We start from the raw sequence: 19,903 nt of genomic DNA on the forward strand, positions 1-19,903 counted from the left end.
AGGCGCGTGAATAAAGGCTGAATAGCAAGATTGATCTGGGTGATAAAGATGCCAAACAGGCACAGGACATTGCATCGGGCAAAAAAAAGAGCGCCGCTGAGGGCGCTCTTTTCCATGCTGCTGACTATCGGCTTCAGCCGATGGTCATCAGGCTGGCGTTGCCGCCGGCCGCTGCGGTGTTGACGCTCAGGGCGCGCTCGATCACCAGGCGCTCCAGGGCAATCGCGGTCTCGCCCTGGGACAGGCCCTGGACGCCGACGATGGCTCCGGCACGCTGGGCCACTTGCTGGCAAACGCCGCGCAGTTGGTCAGAGTCGCCGTGATGCAGGACCGCGTCGAATACCACGTCGTCCTTGGTCCAATCCGCCACCCGCTGGATGCGTGCTTGCACGTCCTTGGGCAGACGGGCGAACAGCGCCTTGCTGAGGTCGCTTTCCGGCCAGACTGCCGAACCGCCGACTGCCAGTACGGCCGCCAGTTGGGTCAGCAGGTCGCCCTCGACCTCCGCCAGGCACAGGACGTGCTCGCGGGGCAGGATGGCGTAGCTGTTGCGCTCGCCGGTCGGGCCGTTCAGCTGGCGGGTGATACCGCTTTGCGACTGGCTGGCGAACTGTTTGCACAGGGTCGCCAGTTCCACCAGCTTGCTGCTCTCGGCCCAGGCTTGCAGGGCGTTGAGCGGCTTGCCGAGGGCTTCGCGCAGGCGCAGGTCCGGGGCGTTGGCGGCATCGGCGCGAACGAAGGATTGCTCGATGGCATCCACCGGACGGGTCGACAGCAGGCGGTACAGGTACAGCGGACCGCCGGCTTTCGGGCCAGTGCCCGACAGGCCTTCGCCGCCGAACGGCTGCACGCCGACCACGGCACCGACGATGTTGCGGTTGACGTAGACGTTACCGGCGTTGACGTTGTCCACCACCTTGGCAATGGTTTCGTCGATCCGGGTGTGCACACCCAGGGTCAGGCCGTAGCCGGAAGCATTGATCTGGGCGATCAGTTGGTCGATGTCCTTGCGCTTGTAGCGCACCACGTGCAACACCGGACCGAAGATCTCGCGCTGCAGTTCATCGAAGCTTTCCAGTTCGATCAGGGTCGGCATGACAAAGGTGCCACGCTTGCATTCTTCGCTGTCGGCGATGGCCATCTGGTACACGCTGCGACCTTTGTCGCGCATGGCCTGGATGTGCTTCTCGATGCCGGCCTTGGCTTCGGCGTCGATTACCGGGCCGATGTCCACCGACAGGCGCTCCGGGTTGCCCAGGCGGTTTTCGGCCATGGCGCCCTTGAGCATTTCGATCACGCGGTCGGCGGAATCTTCCTGCAGGCACAGCACGCGCAGGGCCGAGCAACGCTGGCCGGCACTGTCGAAGGCCGAGGACACCACATCGATGACCACTTGTTCGGTCAGGGCCGAGGAGTCGACGATCATGGCGTTCTGGCCACCGGTTTCGGCGATCAGCGGGATTGGCCGACCCTGGTTGTCCAGGCGCCCGGCGATATTGCGTTGCAGCAGGCGCGCGACTTCGGTGGAACCGGTGAACATCACGCCCTTGACGCGCTCGTCACCGACCAGGCGGGCACCAACGCTTTCGCCCTGGCCCGGCAGCAGTTGCAGCACGCCTTCGGGAATCCCGGCTTCGAGCAGCAGGCGCACGGCCTGGGCCGCCACCAGCGGGGTCTGTTCGGCCGGCTTGGCCAGTACCGGGTTGCCGGCGGCGAGGGCGGCGGCGACCTGGCCGCTGAAGATCGCCAGCGGGAAGTTCCACGGGCTGATGCACACCACAGGACCCAGCGGACGGTGGGCGTCGTTGCTGAAGTCATTGCGGGCCTGCACCGCGTAATAACGCAGGAAGTCCACGGCTTCACGCACTTCGGCGATGGCGTTGGCGAAGGTCTTGCCGGCCTCGCGGGCCAACAGGCCCATCAGCGGCTGGATCTCGGCTTCCATCAGGTCGGCGGCGCGTTCCAGGATCGCGGCGCGTTCGGCCGGTGGTGTGGCCTGCCAGATCGGCGCGGCGTTCAGCGCGCACTGGATGGCGTTGTCGACGTCTTCGATCGTGGCTTCCTGGACGTGACCGACCACGTCGCGATGATCCGACGGGTTGAGGACCGGCGCCGGGGTTTCGCTGCTGGCGGCGCAACCGAGCATTGGCGCGGCTTTCCAGTGGTTGTGAGCGCTGGCCAGCAGGGCGCAGGACAACGACGCCAGGCGGTGTTCGTTGGCCATGTCGATGCCGGCGGAGTTGGCGCGCTCGCTGCCATACAGGTCACGCGGCAGCGGAATGCGTGGGTGCGGCAGGCCGAAGCCGCCTTCCAGGGTGGCCATCTGCTCGATCTGCGCCACCGGATCGGCCACCAGCTCTTGAATCGAGATCGACTGGTCGGCAATGCGGTTGACGAAGGAGGTGTTGGCGCCGTTTTCCAGCAGGCGGCGGACCAGGTAGGCCAGCAGGGTTTCGTGGGTGCCGACCGGTGCGTACACGCGGCACGGACGGTTCAGCTTGCCATCGGCGACCTTGCCCACCACTTGCTCGTACAGCGGTTCACCCATGCCGTGCAGGCACTGGAACTCGTACTGGCCGGGGTAATAGTTCTGACCGGCAATGTGGTAGATCGCCGACAGGGTGTGGGCGTTGTGGGTGGCGAACTGCGGGTAGATGACTTCCGGCACCGACAGCAGCTTGCGTGCGCAGGCGATGTAGGAAACGTCGGTGTACACCTTGCGGGTGTAGACCGGATAGCCTTCCAGGCCTTCGACCTGGGCGCGCTTGATCTCGCTGTCCCAGTAGGCGCCTTTCACCAGGCGGATCATCAGGCGGTGACGGCTGCGGCGGGCCAGATCGATGACGTAGTCGATGACGTACGGGCAGCGCTTCTGGTAAGCCTGGATCACGAAGCCGATGCCGTTCCAACCGGTCAACTGCGGCTCGAAGCACAGGCGCTCCAGCAGGTCCAGGGACAGCTCCAGGCGGTCCGCTTCCTCGGCGTCGATGTTCAGGCCGATGTCGTATTGCTTGGCCAGCAGGGTCAGCGACAGCAGGCGCGGGTACAGCTCTTCCATCACGCGTTCGTACTGGGCGCGGCTGTAACGCGGGTGCAGCGCCGAGAGCTTGATGGAGATGCCCGGGCCTTCATAGATGCCGCGACCGTGGGAGGCCTTGCCGATGGAGTGGATGGCCTGCTCGTAGGACGCCAGGTATTTCTGCGCGTCGTGCTCGGTCAGTGCCGCTTCGCCGAGCATGTCGTAGGAGTAGCGGAAGCCCTTGGCTTCGAACTTGCTGGCATTGGCCAGGGCTTCGGCGATGGTTTCGCCGGTGACGAACTGCTCGCCCATCAAACGCATGGCCATGTCCACGCCCTTGCGGATCATCGGCTCGCCGCTCTTGCCGATGATGCGGCTCAGGGAGGAGGTCAGGCCGGCCTCGTTGTGGGTCGACACCAGCTTGCCGGTGAGCAACAGGCCCCAAGTGGCGGCGTTGACGAACAGCGACGGGCTGTTGCCCAGGTGCGGCTGCCAGTTGCCGGTGCTGATCTTGTCGCGGATTAGTGCGTCACGGGTGCCCTTGTCGGGGATGCGCAGCAGGGCCTCGGCCAGGCACATCAGTGCCACGCCTTCCTGGGACGACAGGGAGAACTCCTGCAGCAGGCCCTGGACGATACCGGCACGGCCGCCGGCGCTCTTCTGGTTACGCAGCTTCTCGGCGATCGAGGCGGCCAGCTTGTTGGCGGCTTCGGCGGTGGCGGCCGGCAGACGCGCCTGCTCCAGCAGCATTGGCACCACTTCCGGTTCCGGGCGGCGGTAGGCAGCGGTGATCGAGGCGCGCAGCACCGATTGAGGGAGGATGCTCTCGGCAAATTCGAGGAAGCATTGGTGAGCGTGATCGGTCAGCACGTCGCCGGCGTCGTCGCCGTCCTTGGTGGTGACACTGCTCAGCTCGGTCAGGGTTGCACCACCCTCGAGTTTTTCCAGGTAATTGAAAATCGCCTGCTTGATCAGCCAGTGCGGCGTACGATCGATCGAGGTCGCAGCAGCCTTGAGGCGCTCGCGGGTTGGGTCGTCGAGTTTGACCCCGAGGGTGGTGGTAGCCATATTTTTATCCTCATGTTTGCCACGCACGTGTGGCATCAGCTGGCGGCAAGATTATCCGTGCGCCGAAATAGGTGCAACCGGGTGCAACCCTTTTTTCGCCGGAATAAATAGCAGCTCGTCAGGAAATCAATATTGCCTCCTGGCTCCCGTATTGCCTTGGTGCATTTAATTCTGGCGGGTGGATTTCTTGCTCCAAAAAGGAGCAAAAAAGTTGTCGTCGTCGGTAAATGCGACAAGGTGCAACTTAATTGGATGAAACTGGTTGCACCTTGTTTAATTTGTTGAATAGGATTCGCGCCCAAGGTGCAACCTGTCTTTTGCGACTCGGTTCATCGGCCAATGGCTTTCCTGGGGAAACATTGGTCATAAAACGTGCGCGATAGCCGATCGTCTTCCAAACTGTAAAAGCTGGGTGACGGTACTGCTGACCGCCGCTACATAAAAACAAAGCCAGGGCGTAACTCAAATGAGTGCAAGCAATCCAACCTTGATCACGTTCGTGATCTACATCGCAGCAATGGTGCTGATCGGCTTCATGGCCTATCGCTCCACCAACAACCTTTCCGACTACATTCTTGGCGGCCGCAGCCTGGGCAGCGTGGTGACCGCGCTTTCCGCTGGTGCTTCCGACATGAGTGGCTGGCTGCTGATGGGCCTTCCGGGCGCTATCTACATGTCGGGTCTGTCGGAGAGCTGGATCGCCATCGGACTGATCGTCGGTGCCTACCTGAACTGGCTGTTCGTTGCCGGTCGTCTGCGGGTGCAGACCGAGCACAACGGTGATGCTCTGACCTTGCCGGACTACTTCTCCAGCCGTTTCGAAGATAAAAGCGGCCTGCTGCGCATCATCTCCGCGGTGGTGATCCTGGTGTTCTTCACCATCTACTGTGCTTCCGGCATCGTGGCCGGTGCCCGTCTGTTCGAAAGCACCTTCGGCATGCCTTACGAGACGGCGCTGTGGGCTGGCGCGGCGGCGACCATTGCTTACACCTTTGTCGGTGGCTTCCTGGCGGTGAGCTGGACCGATACCGTGCAGGCCACGCTGATGATCTTCGCGTTGATCCTGACCCCGATCATCGTGCTGTTGGCCACCGGTGGCGTCGATACCACCTTCCTGGCGATCGAAGCGAAGGACCCGACCAGCTTCGACATGCTCAAGAACACCACCTTTATCGGCGTGATCTCGCTGATGGGCTGGGGCCTGGGCTACTTTGGTCAGCCGCACATCCTGGCGCGTTTCATGGCGGCGGATTCGGTGAAGTCGATCGCCAACGCCCGTCGCATCTCCATGACCTGGATGATCCTGTGCCTGGGCGGCACCGTGGCCGTGGGCTTCTTCGGTATCGCCTACTTCTCGGCGCATCCTGAAGTGGCCGGTCCCGTGACCGAGAACCCTGAGCGTGTGTTCATCGAACTGGCCAAGCTGCTGTTCAACCCGTGGGTAGCCGGTGTGTTGCTGTCGGCCATTCTGGCGGCGGTGATGAGTACTCTGAGCTGCCAGTTGCTGGTGTGCTCCAGTGCCCTGACCGAAGACTTCTATAAAGCCTTCCTGCGCAAGCACGCCTCCCAAGTTGAGCTGGTATGGGTCGGTCGCGCCATGGTGCTGGTGGTGGCGCTGGTCGCCATCGCCATGGCCGCCAACCCGGAAAACCGCGTGCTGGGCCTGGTGAGCTACGCCTGGGCCGGCTTCGGTGCGGCGTTCGGTCCTGTGGTGCTGATCTCGGTGCTCTGGAAGGGCATGACCCGCGACGGCGCGCTGGCCGGGATCATCGTCGGTGCCGTCACCGTGATCCTGTGGAAACACTTCGCTCTGCTGGGTCTGTACGAAATCATCCCGGGCTTCATCTTCGCCAGCCTGGCAATCGTGCTGGTGAGCAAGATGGGTGCTCCAAGCGCTGGCATGGTTCAGCGTTTTGAAGCGGCCGAGAAGGATTTCAAGCTCAACCACTGAGTGCGTAAATCCTGCCCTGATCGTTCGGGGCAATGAAAACGGCCCGCTGCGTCACCGCAGCGGGCCGTTTTTTTTAGTGCAGTTCAGCGTCCGGCTGGTTGAGGAAGATCAACACGCCAAGGATCGCCATGTAGAACTTGAAGGCCGCGTCCTGGCCATTCCAGGTCTGGGATTGCCACATCATGAACCACTCGCCACCCACCACCATGAAGCCGAAGAACCAGACGCAGAAGCCCAGGCAGAAGCCGGCAATGGCCCAGCCTTTGCGCCGGTTGAAGTGACTGGCGACACCGTGTCGCGCCAGCCACAGGCGCAAGGCGCCAACGACCAGCAATACCCCGGTCAGGGCCTCGCCGGTAATGATCAGCCAGTAGCCGACATTCCACAGCAGGGGCAGGGTCAGGGCGCGGTCGGTGGCGGTGTTGCCGGGGAAGACGCTGTCCATGCTCAGTACGTGCTGGACAAAGGCGAAGTTGGAGTCGTAGTCGCTGATGTTGTTGTAAGCCACCAGCAAGGCGAACGCCGCCACTGCCAGGGTCATGGTGATTTTTACGTAACGCACAATCATGTTGGGTTCCTTTGCGGGTGAGTAATGATCCTGGGGGCTGGTTAGGGTTGGATGCGTCGGTGCCAACGCGCTGGGGGGATTTGGGCGGATGGCCCTGGCGTCTGCTGCCAGGGCCGATGAATCAGGCTTGTTTCAGCGCCTGGTCAAGGTCCTCGAGCAGGTCCTCGATGGCCTCGATGCCGACCGAAAGGCGGATCATCTCCGGCTTGACGCCGGCCTTGGCCTGCTCTTGTTCGTTCATCTGCCGGTGAGTGGTGGACGCCGGGTGGCAGGCCAGGGACTTGGCGTCGCCGATGTTGACCAGGCGCTTGAAGATCTGCAGGGCGTCGTAGAAACGCACGCCTGCGGCATAGCCGCCTTTTAGGCCGAAGGACAGGATCGCCGACGGCTTGCCCTGCATGTACTTGCGCGCCAGTTCATGGTGCGGGTGATCGGCCAGGCCGGCGTAGCTGACCCAGGCCACCAGCGGGTGGTCCTTGAGGAACTGCGCGACCCGGATGGCGTTGTCGGTGTGGCGTTCCATGCGCAGGGCCAGGGTTTCCAGGCCTTGTAGCAGGAGGAAGGCGTTCATCGGTGCCAGCGCCGCGCCGGTGTTGCGCAGTGGCACGGTGCGGGCTCGGGCGATAAAGGCAGCCGGGCCGAACTTCTCGGTGTAGACCACGCCGTGGTAGGCCGGCTCCGGGGTGTTGAGGCTGGCGAACTTCTGCGGATGCTCGGCCCAGGGGAAGTTGCCGCTGTCGACGATCACCCCGCCCAGGGAGTTGCCGTGGCCACCGACGTACTTGGTCACCGAGTGCACCACGATGTCGGCACCGAACTGGATCGGCTTGCACAGGATCGGCGTGGCCACGGTGTTGTCCACCATCAGCGGTACGTTGCGGGCGTGGGCGGCCTGGGCCAGGCCCTCGATGTCGACGATGTTGCCCGCCGGGTTGCCGATGCTTTCGCAGTACACCAGCTTGGTCTTGTCGTCGATCAGCTCGGCGATGGCCTCTGGCGAATCGTCCCGGGCGAAGCGCACTTCGACCCCGAAGCTGGGCAGCAGGTGGGCGAACAGGGTGTAGGTACCGCCGTACAGCTGGGGCGTGGAGACAATATTGTCCCCGGCCTGGGTCAGGGTCTGGATCGCGTAGTGGATCGCCGCGCTGCCAGCCGCCACCGCCAGCCCGGCGATCCCGCCTTCCAGGGCGGCCATGCGCTGTTCCAGCACATCGTTGGTGGGGTTCATGATGCGGGTGTAGATGTTGCCGGGCACATCCAGGTTGAACAGGTCCGCCCCGTGCTGGGCGTTGTCGAACTCGAAGGCGACGTTCTGGTAGATGGGCACGGCCACGGCCTTGGTGGTCGGGTCCGACTTGAATCCATGGTGCAGCGCAATCGTTGCGTCTTTCATAAATCCTCGACTCAGTAGCAATCCGTTTTATGAGCACAGCCAGGCAGGTCGTGTGCCCGCGCAGCAGTCAGTGGTCCCGTGTGTCTGAGTCGCCAGCAACCGCTTGATGTGCCCGCCGCATGGCCGCGAGCGGGCGCGTCAGTGTCCAATAGGCGCGGCGGATGGGCAAGGGGGCGCTGGCTTGCCGGGAACGGGGCGGCCGTCCTTGGCCAATGGCGGTTTCAGCGCGGCTGGGACCAGCCCTGGGAGCGGCTGACGGCGGCGCTGAAGGTGCGGCGCCAGACGTCGGCCGTGGTCCGGTCGACACGGGGCTGATAGTGGGTGCGAGTGTTGTCCAACTCCGGCAGCTCCAGGCCCAGGCCACGGGCAGCCAGGGCGGCGCAGCCCAGGGCAGTGAGTTCGTCGAAACGCTGGGTGACGATGGTGCGTTGCAGGATATCGGCAAGGAACTGGGCGAAATACGGGCTGCGGGCCAGCCCGCCGTCGATCGACAGCTGGTCGGTGACACGCAGGTGATCGTCCATCGCAGTGATCACTTCGGCGCTGCGCAGGGCCACGCCTTCCAGCACCGCCTGGCACAGGTCCTGGCGGCTGGTGGCGGCGTTCATGCCGATCCACACCGCCCCGGCGCTGCGGTCCCAGTGCGGGCAGGCCAGCCCCGACAACGCCGGGACAAAGGCCAGTTCGCGGGAAATGGCCGGTGGCTGATCGAAGGCCGCCAGCTCCGAGAAGTCGCTGAACAGGCCCAGCCGCCCGGCCCACTCCACCGCGGCGCTGGCGTCGTACACGCCACCGTCCATGGCATACACCGGCTTGCCATCGACTTGCCAGGCAATGGTGGCCAGCAGGCCTTTCTCCGGTGCGCGGATGATCTGATCGCCGGTGACGGTCAGGGCGAAGGCGCCGGTGCCGAAGGTGATCTTGGCGTCCCCCGGCTGCCGGCAGCCGTGGCCGTAGAGCGAGGCTTGCTGGTCCACCACCGAGGCGCTGATGGGCGTCTGGCCGATGCGCCCGAAGTCGCCGACCGTGGCGCGGATCGGTGGCAGGGCCTCTAGCGGGACGCCGAACAGTGCACACAACTGCGGGTCCCACTGGCCGGTGGCGAGGTTCATCAACGAGGTGCGCGAGGCGGTGGTGATGTCGGTGGCATAGACCCCGGCCAGGCGGTCGAGGAAGTAGGCATCGGTGGTGCCCAGGCGCAGGCGGCCGGCACTCAGGGCTGCTTGTGCCGCCGGCAGGTTCTCCACGATCCAGGCCAGCTTGCTGGCGGAAAAATAGGCGTCCAGAGGCAATCCGGCCCGCTCCAGGGTCAGGGCTTCGGCTCCGTTGGCTCGCAGTTCCTCGATGCGTGCGGCGCTGCGGTTGTCCTGCCAGACGATCACCGGAGACAGCGGTGCGCCACTGATGGCGTCCCAGGCCAGGCAGCTTTCGCCCTGATTGGCCAAGCCAATGGCGTCGACCCGGCCGGTGGCTTCCAAGCAGCGTTGCAGGTTGGCCAGCAGTTCCAGCGGGTCGTGCTCGACCCAGCCCGGACGAGGGTGATGCTGCTGGTGGCGCAGCGCCAGTTGGATGTCGGCACGGCCTTGCATGTCCACAACCAGTACGCGGGTGCTGGTGGTGCCCTGGTCAAGTGCGGCTATTCGCATGGTCTTTTCTCTTGTTGTGGGACGGGCCTAGTCGATGCAGATGTCCAGTTGGTCAAGGTGTTCCGGCAGTTGCAGTTCCTTGAGGGGAATCAGCAGGCGCCGTTCCGGCAGTGCCGAGACCGGGCGGCTCCAGAGGTCCAGGCCCTGGGCGCGAACCCGCAAGGTGCCGCTGACCGCCCGGCTGACCCGCAGTTGGATGTGCTGCAGGCCCGCCAGCTCGCCGCGCACCAGCCGGCCCGGTACGCCGAGCTTGATCGGGGCTGCGTATTTCAGGGTCAGCGCGTCATGGGGAGCGGGTAGCTGGTTGCACAGGGCCAGTGCCATCAGGCTGCCGATACGCCGCCCTTCACGGTAGGACCAGCCGGCGGTCTCGATCGGTCGCAGCAGGTTGCCGGCGGCGAAGTAGGCCGGGTCCGAGCAGCGCCCGTATTGGTCGATCTTCGGCCCGTCGCTACCGCTGTCCAGCTGCAGGTGGCTCTGGCGCACCAGGCTCGACTCAGGGGTGAACTGGCCCGTGAGCAGCACGCCGTCGCAGGCAATCTCGCGCACCTGACCGTCGGCCAGGCGCACCTGGGCCGATTCCACCCGGCCGGTGCCGTTGATCGCCAGCAATTGCGCGCCGAAATGCATGGGAATGCCCAGTAAGCGTGGAAACAGCGACAGCGGCCAGCGTGCGGTTGCCCGGTTGTTGGCTTCGAGCACCGCTACCGGGCGGATTCCTGCGCGCCGGCAACTGAGTACGGCGGACAGGCTGACCAGCTCGGTGCCGACGATCAGCGGTCGTTCAAAGGGCTTGAGGTGCTGCATATAGAGGAAGTTCTGCAACGCTCCGGTGTTGATCACGCCCACCGGGCGGTCGCCGGACAGCAGGCGTGCCGAGCGCGGGGTTTCCCGGGCGCCGGTGGCGATCAGGACCTTTTTCGCCTGGATCTGCCGCGGCCCGTCGGTGCTCGCCAGGCGCAGCAGGCCGCCGGGTTCCAGGCTGACTACCGTGTGGCGCAGCAGCAGGATCACGCCGGCTTTCAGCGCGGCTTCGACATTGCGTCGGGCATAGGCCGGGCCGCTGAGAATGCGCTGATACTCGCGCATGCCGAAGGGCGGGTGAGCGCAGTGCCGGGGAATGCCGCCAGCTTCGCTTTCACGCTCGATGACAATCACCGGGCCGATGCCCTGGCGCCGCAGTTCAATGGCGGCCGCGAGGCCCGCCGGGCCGCTGCCGATAATGGCCGCTTCGGCCTGAAGGAGTTCAGTGCTGTTCATGGCAACGACCTGTGGCAAGTGGGACGGCCAGTTGGCTGGCACTGAGTTCGGCGACCTGGGCCGAGCAATAGAAACCCTGGCAGCGACCCATGCAGGCACGGGTGCGACGCTTGAGCCCACCCAGATCGCCGGGGGGCAGGGGGCTGTGCAGGGCGGTCTCGATTTCGCGACGGGTCACCAGTTCGCAATGGCAGACGATTTCGCCATAGCCGGGGCGTTGCCAGTCCCGGGCCAAGTGCTCCGCGAGGTTGGGCATCTGCGGCCAGACCGGCTCGCGCACCGGGTGATGCTGGCGACGCTGGCTGTACAGGCTGTAGACGTGCCGGGCAATGCCCAGGGCGGCAGTGAGCCCGGTGGAGCGGATGCCGCCGACGGTGATCCAGTGCCGGGAGTGATCGGCCTGGATCCGGTACTCCTTCTTTTCGCTGGCCGGGCGCAGTCCTGCGTAGGTAGCGGTGACCGGCATTCCGGCGAGGCCGGGAATCCGCTCCACGGCAGCGTCGATCAGGCTTTGCAGGGTCGGGCCGTCGAGCCCGGCATGCACCCGGTCCTCCTGTTCTTCGGCGGTGGGGCCCACCAGCAGGTTGCCGTAGACGGTGCGGGTCAGGACGATGCCTTTGGTGCGTTCGTTGGGCACCGGCAGGACGATGCGCTCCAGCAGTTTGGCCGCGGCCTTGTCGAAGACCACGAACTGGCCCTTGCGCGGCATGATGCGAAATTCGCTGTGGCCCAGCAGGTTGTGCTCCAGGGTGTCACCGAACAGCCCCGCGCAGTTGATCACCTGGGCGCTGCGCAAGGTGCCCTGGTTGGTATGCAGGGTCCAGGCATCACCATCGAATTGGCCTTGCTGCACCTCGCACCGCAACTGCACCCGGGCGCCGTGGGCCATGGCCTGCTGCAGGTAGCCCAGGGGCGCTGACCAGGGGTCGATCAGGTGTTCGTCGGGCACCAGCACCGCGCCCACCGCGTGATTGGCCAGATGGGGTTCCAGGGCGAGGATCTCGCTGCGTTCCAGCAGGCGCACGTTATTGACCCCATTGGCCTGGGCCTGGTCGAGAATCCCTGGCAGGCGGGCCTGGTCCTCGGCGTTCCAGGCCACCACCAGGGCGCCACTCTTGAGCAGCGGCAAGTTCATGGCCGAGTGAATCTCCAGGTATTCCTGGTACCCGGCCTGCATGCACTGCAGCTCCAGGCTGCCGCTGGGGGCATCGAAGCCGGTGTGCAGGATGGCGCTGTTGGCCTTGCTGGCGCCGGAAAGAATGTCGCTGCCCTTTTCCAGCAGCACCACCCGTGCACCCTCCAGGGCAAAGCGCCTGGCCATGGCGCAACCGACGACCCCGCCACCGACGATGGCCACATCGAAAGTCACACTGTTCGGATAAAGTTCGGTCATATAAATGCCTGTTTCCTGCGGTAACACCAAGGTCGTGTGCAGGAATCAAAGCATATTGCGGGCCATGATTGTTGTTTTTATTTCTTATTCGGTCATATATCGGTCAGTTATTTGTGGATTTAAGGCGGTGGGCGATCGCCTGCCACACCGGGGCGGGTTCAGGACTGGGCCACCAGATGCACTTCCACGCCGGCTTTTTCCAACGCCGCCTGCAGTGCCGGGCCGGGCTGGCGATCAATCACCAGGCGGTCGATGCGCTCCAGTGGAAATACCTTGAACAGGCCACGGCGTTCCAGCTTCGAGGAGTCGGCGATTACGGTCAGCTGGCGGGCCTGGGCAATCATGGCGCGAGCGACTTCGGCCTCTTCGATGGAGAAGTCCATGGCGCCGTCTTCATTCAGTGCACCGATGGTGATCACCGCGTGTTCGGCGTTGAAGCGGGTGATCTGCTCCAGGGCCAGGGTGCCGACGTTCTGCGTCGAGTCGGGGCGGTATTCGCCGCCGATCATGAACACCCGGTTACCGGATTCGCCCAGGCAGCCGGCGATTGGCAGGGAGTTGGTGATGACCGTCAGGCGCGTGAGCTGGGCCAGTTCCCGGGCGAAGAACAGGGTGGTAGTCCCGGTATCGATAAAGATGCTGTCCCCGGCGCAGAACAGGCCGGCGGCGTAGCGGGCAATGGCGCGCTTCTCCTGGGCGTGTTCGTTCATGCGGGTCTGGAAGGTGTTTTCGTGTTCACCGGTAGGCGGTAGGGCCGCGCCGCCATGGAACTTGGTAACCAGGCCGTTTTCCGCCAGTTCGCTGAGGTCGCGGCGAATGGTTTCCTGGGAGGTGGCGGTAATGCGGGCCAGTTCCTCCACGGAAATTCGCTCCCGCTGGCGCAGGAGTTCGAGAATCTGCTGTCGTCGTTCGTTGGGGCGCATGGGGCTTTCCGTTAGTGGTACTTCGCCACACAAATGGGCAGTTTTTGTTACTTACGCACACATTTTGCACATTTGCATGCAGATTCGGTCAGGTTCGATGGCGAAGTTAAGCATTTAACTGCAGGTTTCACAATCGTGACCGGTCACCCGCTTAGCTAGGCCAGATCAGCTCGTAAAGACTCTGGTGACAGATATTGTGACCGATAATTGAGTGTTTGTAGGTAAAAACCACAACTAATACACATTGTGGCATAGGAAATGCCCTGTGTTTGCATACCGGGTCATCGCCCGCCTTGGCGAAGAGATGACCAGCGCTGGCCTCAACAAGAACCTCCCTGGTGGGGGAAACCTATAAATGACGCGCAGAGAGATGAACCCACATGGCTGAATTTGGAAACTACGTCATTTACCTGATCATGCTCGGCGCCGTGGTCGGCGCCCTGTCATCCATCATCAAGCCCGACAGTGGCCTGGGTAAGGAGTTCGTCAACGGTATCCACTCCATTGGTCCGGTCTTTCTGGCCCAGGCCGGGATCATGGTGGCGATTCCCTACCTGTCCCAGGGCATCTCCCATGCGCTGGGGCCGTTCTTCAATGCCCTGGGTTCGGATGTGTCGATCGCGGCGTTGTCGATCATCGCCGTGGACATGGGCGGCTATCAGCTGGCCAATGCCCTGACCGCCAATCGCGACCTGTGGATCACCGCGATGCTGGTGGGCTACACCTCGGGGGCGACCATCGTCTACCTGATCCCGGTGGGCCTGACCATGCTTGAGCGCAAGGACCACAAGTACCTGGCCCTGGGCGCCATGGCCGGGCTGATCAGCATTCCCTTCGCCGTACTGATGTCGTTGCTGATCATCACTGCTACCCAGTTGCCGGTGCGCGATATCGTCTCCACCAACTCCGAGGCGCTGTACTACCTGTCCCTGGGGTTTGTCGACATGCTCAAGCTGCTGGCGCCGCTGTTCGTGTTCTGCTTCCTGCTGGCGGCGGGACTGCGTTACCGGCCGCGCATGATGGTTGGCGGCTTCCTGGTGTTCGGCAAGATCATGGACGCGGCGATCAAGCTGATCCTGGCCCTGAGCATCGTCGAGCACTTCACCAAGTTCTTCAGCATCAACTTCGGCGGCTGGGGCTTCGACCCGATGTTCGCCGATGAAAAGGAGCTGTTCCGGGCCATCGAGATCGCCGGTTACATCGGCATCATGCTCGCCGGCACCTTCCCCATCTGCTACCTGTTCCAGCGCTACTGCAAAAAGCCCATGGAGCTGCTGGGACGCCAGTTGAACCTGTCCAGCACCGGTGCTGCGGGCTTTGTCATGGTGTTCGCCAACATCATCGCCACCTACCACCTGTTCAAGCACATGACCGCTCGCGACAAAGTGCTGTGCGTGGCCCTGGGGGTCTGTGCCCAGGCGCTGATCGGCGATCACCTGGCGTTTACCGCGAACTTCCAGCCGAGCCTGATCCTGCCTGTGCTCATCGGCAAACTGTTCGGCGGCTTGCTGGCGGTGGCGATTGCCATCCGTATCTCGGTGCCGGCCGCCCAGCGTTATGAGCTGCAAGAGCAGGAACAGGCCGCGGCCTTTGCCCTGCAACCTGCGCGGACCTGAGGGTCCGCTCCACCTATCCCTGAAGTCGAGGTAACGATGCGCAAGATTTTCCTGGCCTGTCCCTACAGCCACTCCGACGCTGAGGTCATCAATGAGCGTTTTCTTCAGTGCAATCGCGTTGCGGCGCAGATACTCGAGGCCGGGCACGCAGTGTTCAGCCAGGTGAGCATGTCCCATCCGATCAACCTGTGCCTGGCCGGCAAGGACAACGCCGCCATCGGCAAGCTCTGGGCACCGGTGGATGCGTTGTACATGGCGATGATGGAAGAGTTGATCGTGCTCGACCTGCCAGGCTGGAAGGACAGCGGCGGGATCAAGCGCGAGATCGAGGTCTTCGAATCGTCCGGGCGGCGGGTCAGCCTGTGGTCCGAGGTCTGCCACGAATTTGCCTGAGTCCCGGGCCGTACCCATCGTCGCCTGCGCCGGGTACGGCCGCCGTTCGAACTGACGACAGCCTGCGCACAAGGTAAACTTGCCCGCCTGCGCAGGAGCAACCATGAACTATCGTCACGCCTTCCACGCCGGCAATCACGCCGACGTCTTCAAACACCTGACCTTGACCCGCCTCATCGCCCTGATGTCGCGCAAGGAGCAGCCGTTCGCCTACCTCGACAGCCACGCTGGCATCGGTCTGTATGACCTCAAGGGCGACCAGGCAAACCGTACCGGCGAGTATTTGGAAGGCATCGCCCGCTTGTGGGGCGAACAGGATCTTCCGGCGCTGACCGCAGACTACATGCAGGTGCTGCACAAGATGAACCCCGATGGCGAGTTGCGTTACTACCCGGGGTCACCGGAATTGGCGCGACGCCTGACCCGCTCCCAGGACCGGGTGCTGCTCAACGAAAAACACCCGGAAGACGGCCTGCTGCTCAAGGACAACATGAAGGGTGATCGTCGGGTGGCGGTGCACCTGGGGGAAGGCTGGCACGTGGCTCGGGCGTTGCTGCCGGTGGCTGAAAAACGTGCGGTGATGCTGATCGACCCGCCTTTCGAGCAGCTTGACGAGATGCAGCGCTGTGCTGCGTCGTTGAAGGAGGCCATTGGCCGCATGCGTCAGACCGTGGCGGCCATCTGGTACCCGGTCAAGGATCAGCGGGCCCTGCGGCGCTTCTACCAGGACCTGGCCGGTACCGGCGCGCCGAAGTTGCTGCGGGTGGAGTTGCTGGTGCATCCGCTGGATACGCCCAACAGCCTCAACGGTTCGGGCCTGGCGATTGCCAATCCGCCTTGGGGGCTGGAGGAGGAGTTGCGCGAGCTGCTGCCGTGGCTGTCGAAGAAACTCGGCCAGCCCCAGGGCGGCTGGCAGATGGACTGGTTGATCGCCGAGTAACAGCGCTACATTTCAAGCCTCAAGCCTCAAGCCTCAAGCTGAAAACACAGCGTCTGGAGCTTGAGGCTTGTCGCTTGCGGCGGGTTCAGATCGGGCAGGTCACGCCAGTGCCGCCGATCCCGCAATAGCCTTCGGGATTCTTCGCCAGGTACTGCTGGTGGTACGCCTCGGCGAAATAGACGGTCGGGGCTTCTCCAATTTCAGTGGTGATTTCGCCCAGGCCGGCCTTGGTCAGTTCCGCCTGGAACACGTCCCTGCTGTGCAGCGCCTGCTCCAGCTGGGTCGGGTTGGTGGTGTAGATCACCGAGCGGTACTGGGTGCCAACGTCATTGCCCTGGCGCATGCCCTGGGTCGGGTTGTGCAGTTCCCAGAACATCGCCAGCAGCTCTTTGTAGCTGACTTTCTCGGGCTCATACACCACCAGCACCACTTCGGTATGGCCGGTCAGGCCTGAGCAGACTTCTTCGTAGGTCGGGTTCGGGGTGAAACCGCCGGCATAACCCACGCAGGTGCTGAACACGCCTTCGCGCTGCCAGAAGCGCCGCTCGGCGCCCCAGAAACAGCCCAGGCCGAAGATGGCGAAATCCACATTGCCCGGAAACGGGCCCAGCAGTGGGTTGCCGTTGACGTAGTGTTCTTCAGGCACGGTCATGGGTGTTTCGCGGCCGGGCAGAGCTTGTTCTTTGGTTGGAAGCACGTTTTTGTTCACCAGTATTTCCGAGCGCAAGACCATGTGTCGGTCCTCCAGTCAGGTTGGGGAGTCGTTCAGTCGATAGACACGCAGTTTGCCCGAGTGTTACAGCGCTGTCAGGCAATTGGGCCGCGAGGATAACGCTTGAGCTTGGCAATCAGCTCGGTGCCGGGAATCGGCCGGTCGAACAGGTAGCCCTGGCCGACGTCGCAGCGATGACGGCGCAGGAATGCCAGTTGCTCGGCGGTCTCGATGCCTTCGGCGACCACCTTGATCTTCAGGTTGTGAGCCATGGCGATCACGGCCGAGGTGATTTCCATGTCGTCCTGGTTGTCGGGGATCTCGTGGATGAAGCTGCGATCGATCTTGATGATATCGATGGGGAATTTCTTCAGGTAGCTCAGGGACGAATAGCCGGTGCCGAAGTCGTCCATGGCCAGGGTCAGGCCAAGTTTTTTCAGCTGTTCTAGCTGTTGGTGAGTGTCGTCGGTGGCTTCCAGCAGCAAGCCCTCTGTTAACTCAAGCTCCAGCAGCGAGGAGGGCAACTGCTCTTCCTTGAGGATGCTGGCGATGGACGCAACCAGGTCCGGGTCGGAGAACTGCTTGGGCGACAGGTTGATGGCCACGTGCAGGTTGCCCAGGCCGGCGGCGGTCAGTTGCTTGCTCATGCGGCAGGCCTGGCGGGCGATCCACTTGCCGATGGGGATGATCAGGCCGGTTTCTTCCGCCACGCTGATGAACTGGTCCGGGCGGATCATGCCCTTTTCCGGGTGGTTCCAGCGCAGCAGCGCTTCCATGCCCAGCAGGCGGCCGCTGCGCAGGCACAGCTTGGGCTGATAGAACACGTCCAGCTCGTTCTGGGTCAGGGCTCTACGCAGGTTGTTTTCGACGAACAGCTTGTAGCTGGCTTCGGCGTTGAGGGCTTCGGTGAAGACCTGCACCTGGTGCTTGCCGTTGGCCTTGGCCTTGTGCAGCGCCAGGCCGGCGTTGCGCATCAGGGTCTGCGGGTCGCGGCCATGCAGTGGCGCGCTGGCCAGCCCCACGGAGCCGGTGACGCTGATCAGCTGGTTGTCGACGAACATCGGCTTGTCCAGGGTCATCAGCAGTTGGCTGGCGATCTGTTGCCCGGTTTCCAGGTCGGTGTTGTCCAGCAGTACGGCGAATTCGTTACTGGCAAAGCGCGCCAGGCTGCCGCTGGGGCTCAGGCTGTTGCGCAGGCGTCGGGCCAGGCTGATCAGCAGCTTGTCGCCGGTCTGGTGGCCGAGGCTGTCGTTGATCCGCTTGAAGTTGTCGATGTCTACCAGCAGCAGGCTGATCGGGGTATCGCTGTCTCGGGCGAAGCGTTCATCCAGGTTGCGGATGAACGCGGGGCGGTTGCCCAGGTTGGTCAGGTTGTCGGTGTAGGCCAGGCGCTCGATGCGTTGCTGGGCGAGCTTGGTCTGGGTGATGTCTTCGTAGATGCCGATGTAGTGGGTCAGCTCACGATTGTCACCGTAGACCTTGGAGATCGACAGCTGGCCCCAGTAGGGCTCGAGGTTCTTGCGTCGGCTCTTGAACTCGCCTTGCCAGCTGTTGCTCTTGGCCAGGCTGGAAGGGGCGTCGAACAACAGTTCGCTGAGGTTTTCCAGGGCCGGCAGTTCGGACAGGCGGTGGCCGTGCACCTCTTCGGTGCTGTATTGGGTGATCGCGGTAAAGCTCGGGTTGACGTACTCCACCACGCCGTCGCAGTTGACCAGCAGGAAAGCGTTGGCGCTCTGTTCCACGGCGCGCTGGAACAGGTGCAGGGCGCTGGTGGCGGCGCGTCGGTTGTGATTGTTGATGACTTGGGCGAACTGGTCTGCCAGCTCGCCAGCAAAGGCAATCTCGTCGGACTGCCAGGCCCGGGTCATGCCGGTCTGTTCCAGGCACAGCACGCCGACTACCTGGCCGTCGATGCGGATACTGGCGTCGAGCATGGCATTCACATCCCGTGGCCGCAGGCTTTCGGCCATCTCTCGGGTGCGCGGGTCGCGCATGGCATTCTGGGCGTCGATGGCGCGGCAGCTGTGCAGGGCTTCCAGGTAATCGGGAAAGCTGCTGGCGTCGATGGACTCCGGCATGCGGTATTCCTGGGGGCCGCGGTGGTAGGCGGCAATCGGCACCAGTAGCTGGTCTTCCAGGTTCCAGATGCTGGCGCAGTCGATCTGGTAGATGTCGCAGGCACTGCGGGTGATCAGCTCGGCAGCTTCCTTCAGGGAGTTGCTGGTGCTGTAGCGCTGGCGGGTCAGGAGCAGGATCAGGTCCTGCTGCGCACGTACCCGTTCCAGATGCTGCAGCTGTTCCTGCTGGGCCCGCTGGTTGAGTTCCAGGGCGATCTGCAGGCGGGTGTTCTGGGTTTCCAGATCCACGGTGGGCATTGGCGAGGCATCGCTGAACAGGCCTTCGACCACCAGCAGGTAGCCGCGCAGCAAGTGCCGGTTGTGTTGTTTGTAGGCTTCCCCCAGCTCCAGGATGCTCAAGGGGCCTTGGCCGGTGTGCAAGGTGTAGCGGATCAGGTAATGGGGGCTGGTACTCAGTTGCTGCTGGATGGCGTCGTGCAACTGATAACGCGCCTCAGGCTCCATCAGGCTGGCATAGGGGGAGCCGACCAGAGCGCAGAGTTCGACGGCGGGCAGGCCGAACTGACGTTCGCAGTTGGGATCGAGAAACAGCAGCGCCCAGCTTGCTTCATTCAGCCGTTCGAAACGCAACATGCCGAGCCGCGAGGGCACAGGCAACTGCGTCACTACCTCGGCCGCCATACGGCTGGCGGCATCGGGTTGGCTTTTCATGGGGAAACTCGCTTCGAAATTGCTGATCGCGCCGGGCTCGCGCCCTCTTTACTGTTGCCTGCGGCAAGGTTGCATCATGCGGCATCGACTGACAAGTAAGATGAAGGCTAAGTGCTATAAACCTGTATCGGCAGGCGGAAGGATTTCTGCAAAGTAACTTTTTTGCTGTTTGGGCTCGAGCAATGACGGGCAATTGGCGACGTTTTTCCGGCAAAAAAAAGCCCCGCCAAAT

13 protein-coding genes are annotated in these 19,903 nt (G+C 63.3%); 4 read left to right on the plus strand and 9 right to left on the minus strand.

All coding sequences use genetic code 11. From position 1 onward, the window contains the following. Positions 1 to 133: 133 nt before the first annotated feature. Positions 134 to 4,087, minus strand: coding sequence for a trifunctional transcriptional regulator/proline dehydrogenase/L-glutamate gamma-semialdehyde dehydrogenase (gene putA / locus WIN67_RS02480; RefSeq protein WP_102882051.1), 3,954 nt, complete (start codon positions 4,085 to 4,087; stop codon positions 134 to 136). 466 nt (positions 4,088 to 4,553) lie between these two features. Between putA and putP the strand changes: the two genes are divergently transcribed. Continuing rightward, positions 4,554 to 6,038 carry a sodium/proline symporter PutP gene (gene putP, locus WIN67_RS02485; protein ID WP_102862847.1) on the plus strand — a complete coding sequence of 495 codons (1,485 nt, stop codon included), beginning with the start codon at positions 4,554 to 4,556 and terminating at the stop codon, positions 6,036 to 6,038. A gap of 73 nt (positions 6,039 to 6,111) precedes the next feature. On the opposite strand, the gene WIN67_RS02490 is transcribed toward putP, so the two are convergent. The 6 genes from WIN67_RS02490 to WIN67_RS02515 form a co-directional block, all read right to left on the minus strand. Beyond that, a complete protein-coding gene (locus tag WIN67_RS02490) occupies positions 6,112 to 6,606 on the minus strand; it encodes a DUF2165 domain-containing protein (protein WP_339070589.1) in 495 nt (164 codons plus the stop codon). Between the two features lie 121 nt (positions 6,607 to 6,727). Continuing rightward, positions 6,728 to 7,999: an O-acetylhomoserine aminocarboxypropyltransferase/cysteine synthase family protein gene (locus WIN67_RS02495; protein WP_102862849.1), complete on the minus strand. Its 1,272-nt coding sequence runs from the start codon at positions 7,997 to 7,999 to the stop codon at positions 6,728 to 6,730. Positions 8,000 to 8,220: 221 nt separating this feature from the next. Further along, a complete protein-coding gene (locus tag WIN67_RS02500; RefSeq protein ID WP_170004071.1) occupies positions 8,221 to 9,645 on the minus strand; it encodes a glycerol kinase in 1,425 nt (474 codons plus the stop codon). A 27-nt stretch (positions 9,646 to 9,672) separates the two neighbouring features. Beyond that, a complete protein-coding gene (locus WIN67_RS02505) occupies positions 9,673 to 10,905 on the minus strand; it encodes an NAD(P)/FAD-dependent oxidoreductase (RefSeq protein ID WP_213664624.1) in 1,233 nt (410 codons plus the stop codon). Continuing rightward, positions 10,892 to 12,298, minus strand: coding sequence for an NAD(P)/FAD-dependent oxidoreductase (locus tag WIN67_RS02510; RefSeq protein WP_265074094.1), 1,407 nt, complete (start codon positions 12,296 to 12,298; stop codon positions 10,892 to 10,894). Before WIN67_RS02510 ends, WIN67_RS02505 begins: the two co-directional genes overlap by 14 nt. A gap of 158 nt (positions 12,299 to 12,456) precedes the next feature. Further along, a complete protein-coding gene (locus WIN67_RS02515) occupies positions 12,457 to 13,221 on the minus strand; it encodes a DeoR/GlpR family DNA-binding transcription regulator (RefSeq protein WP_170001609.1) in 765 nt (254 codons plus the stop codon). Between the two features lie 380 nt (positions 13,222 to 13,601). Here WIN67_RS02515 and eutH point away from each other — a divergent pair, with 380 nt between their 5' ends. The 3 genes from eutH to WIN67_RS02530 all read left to right on the plus strand — a co-directional run bounded on the left by eutH (position 13,602) and on the right by WIN67_RS02530 (position 16,170). Next, entirely contained in the window at positions 13,602 to 14,837 is a 1,236-nt protein-coding gene (gene eutH, locus WIN67_RS02520; protein WP_102862854.1) for an ethanolamine utilization protein EutH, read from the plus strand. A 36-nt stretch (positions 14,838 to 14,873) separates the two neighbouring features. After that, positions 14,874 to 15,230 (plus strand): DUF1937 family protein, encoded by a 357-nt coding sequence (locus WIN67_RS02525; RefSeq protein ID WP_339070590.1) that lies wholly within the window; start codon positions 14,874 to 14,876, stop codon positions 15,228 to 15,230. A gap of 103 nt (positions 15,231 to 15,333) precedes the next feature. Next, entirely contained in the window at positions 15,334 to 16,170 is an 837-nt protein-coding gene (locus tag WIN67_RS02530) for a 23S rRNA (adenine(2030)-N(6))-methyltransferase RlmJ (RefSeq protein ID WP_339070591.1), read from the plus strand. Positions 16,171 to 16,255: 85 nt separating this feature from the next. Here the strand turns inward: WIN67_RS02530 and msrA are convergent, their stop codons facing one another. Together msrA and WIN67_RS02540 are read right to left on the minus strand one after the other, a co-directional pair. Next, the gene (gene msrA / locus WIN67_RS02535; RefSeq protein WP_102882046.1) at positions 16,256 to 16,903 is read right to left on the minus strand and encodes a peptide-methionine (S)-S-oxide reductase MsrA; all 648 of its coding nucleotides are present in this window, start codon (positions 16,901 to 16,903) and stop codon (positions 16,256 to 16,258) included. A 74-nt stretch (positions 16,904 to 16,977) separates the two neighbouring features. After that, positions 16,978 to 19,671: a sensor domain-containing phosphodiesterase gene (locus WIN67_RS02540; protein ID WP_102882045.1), complete on the minus strand. Its 2,694-nt coding sequence runs from the start codon at positions 19,669 to 19,671 to the stop codon at positions 16,978 to 16,980. Positions 19,672 to 19,903: the final 232 nt, after the last annotated feature.

It is taken from the genome of Pseudomonas idahonensis (genome assembly GCF_037903935.1).
Lineage (GTDB): Bacteria > Pseudomonadota > Gammaproteobacteria > Pseudomonadales > Pseudomonadaceae > Aquipseudomonas > Aquipseudomonas danubii.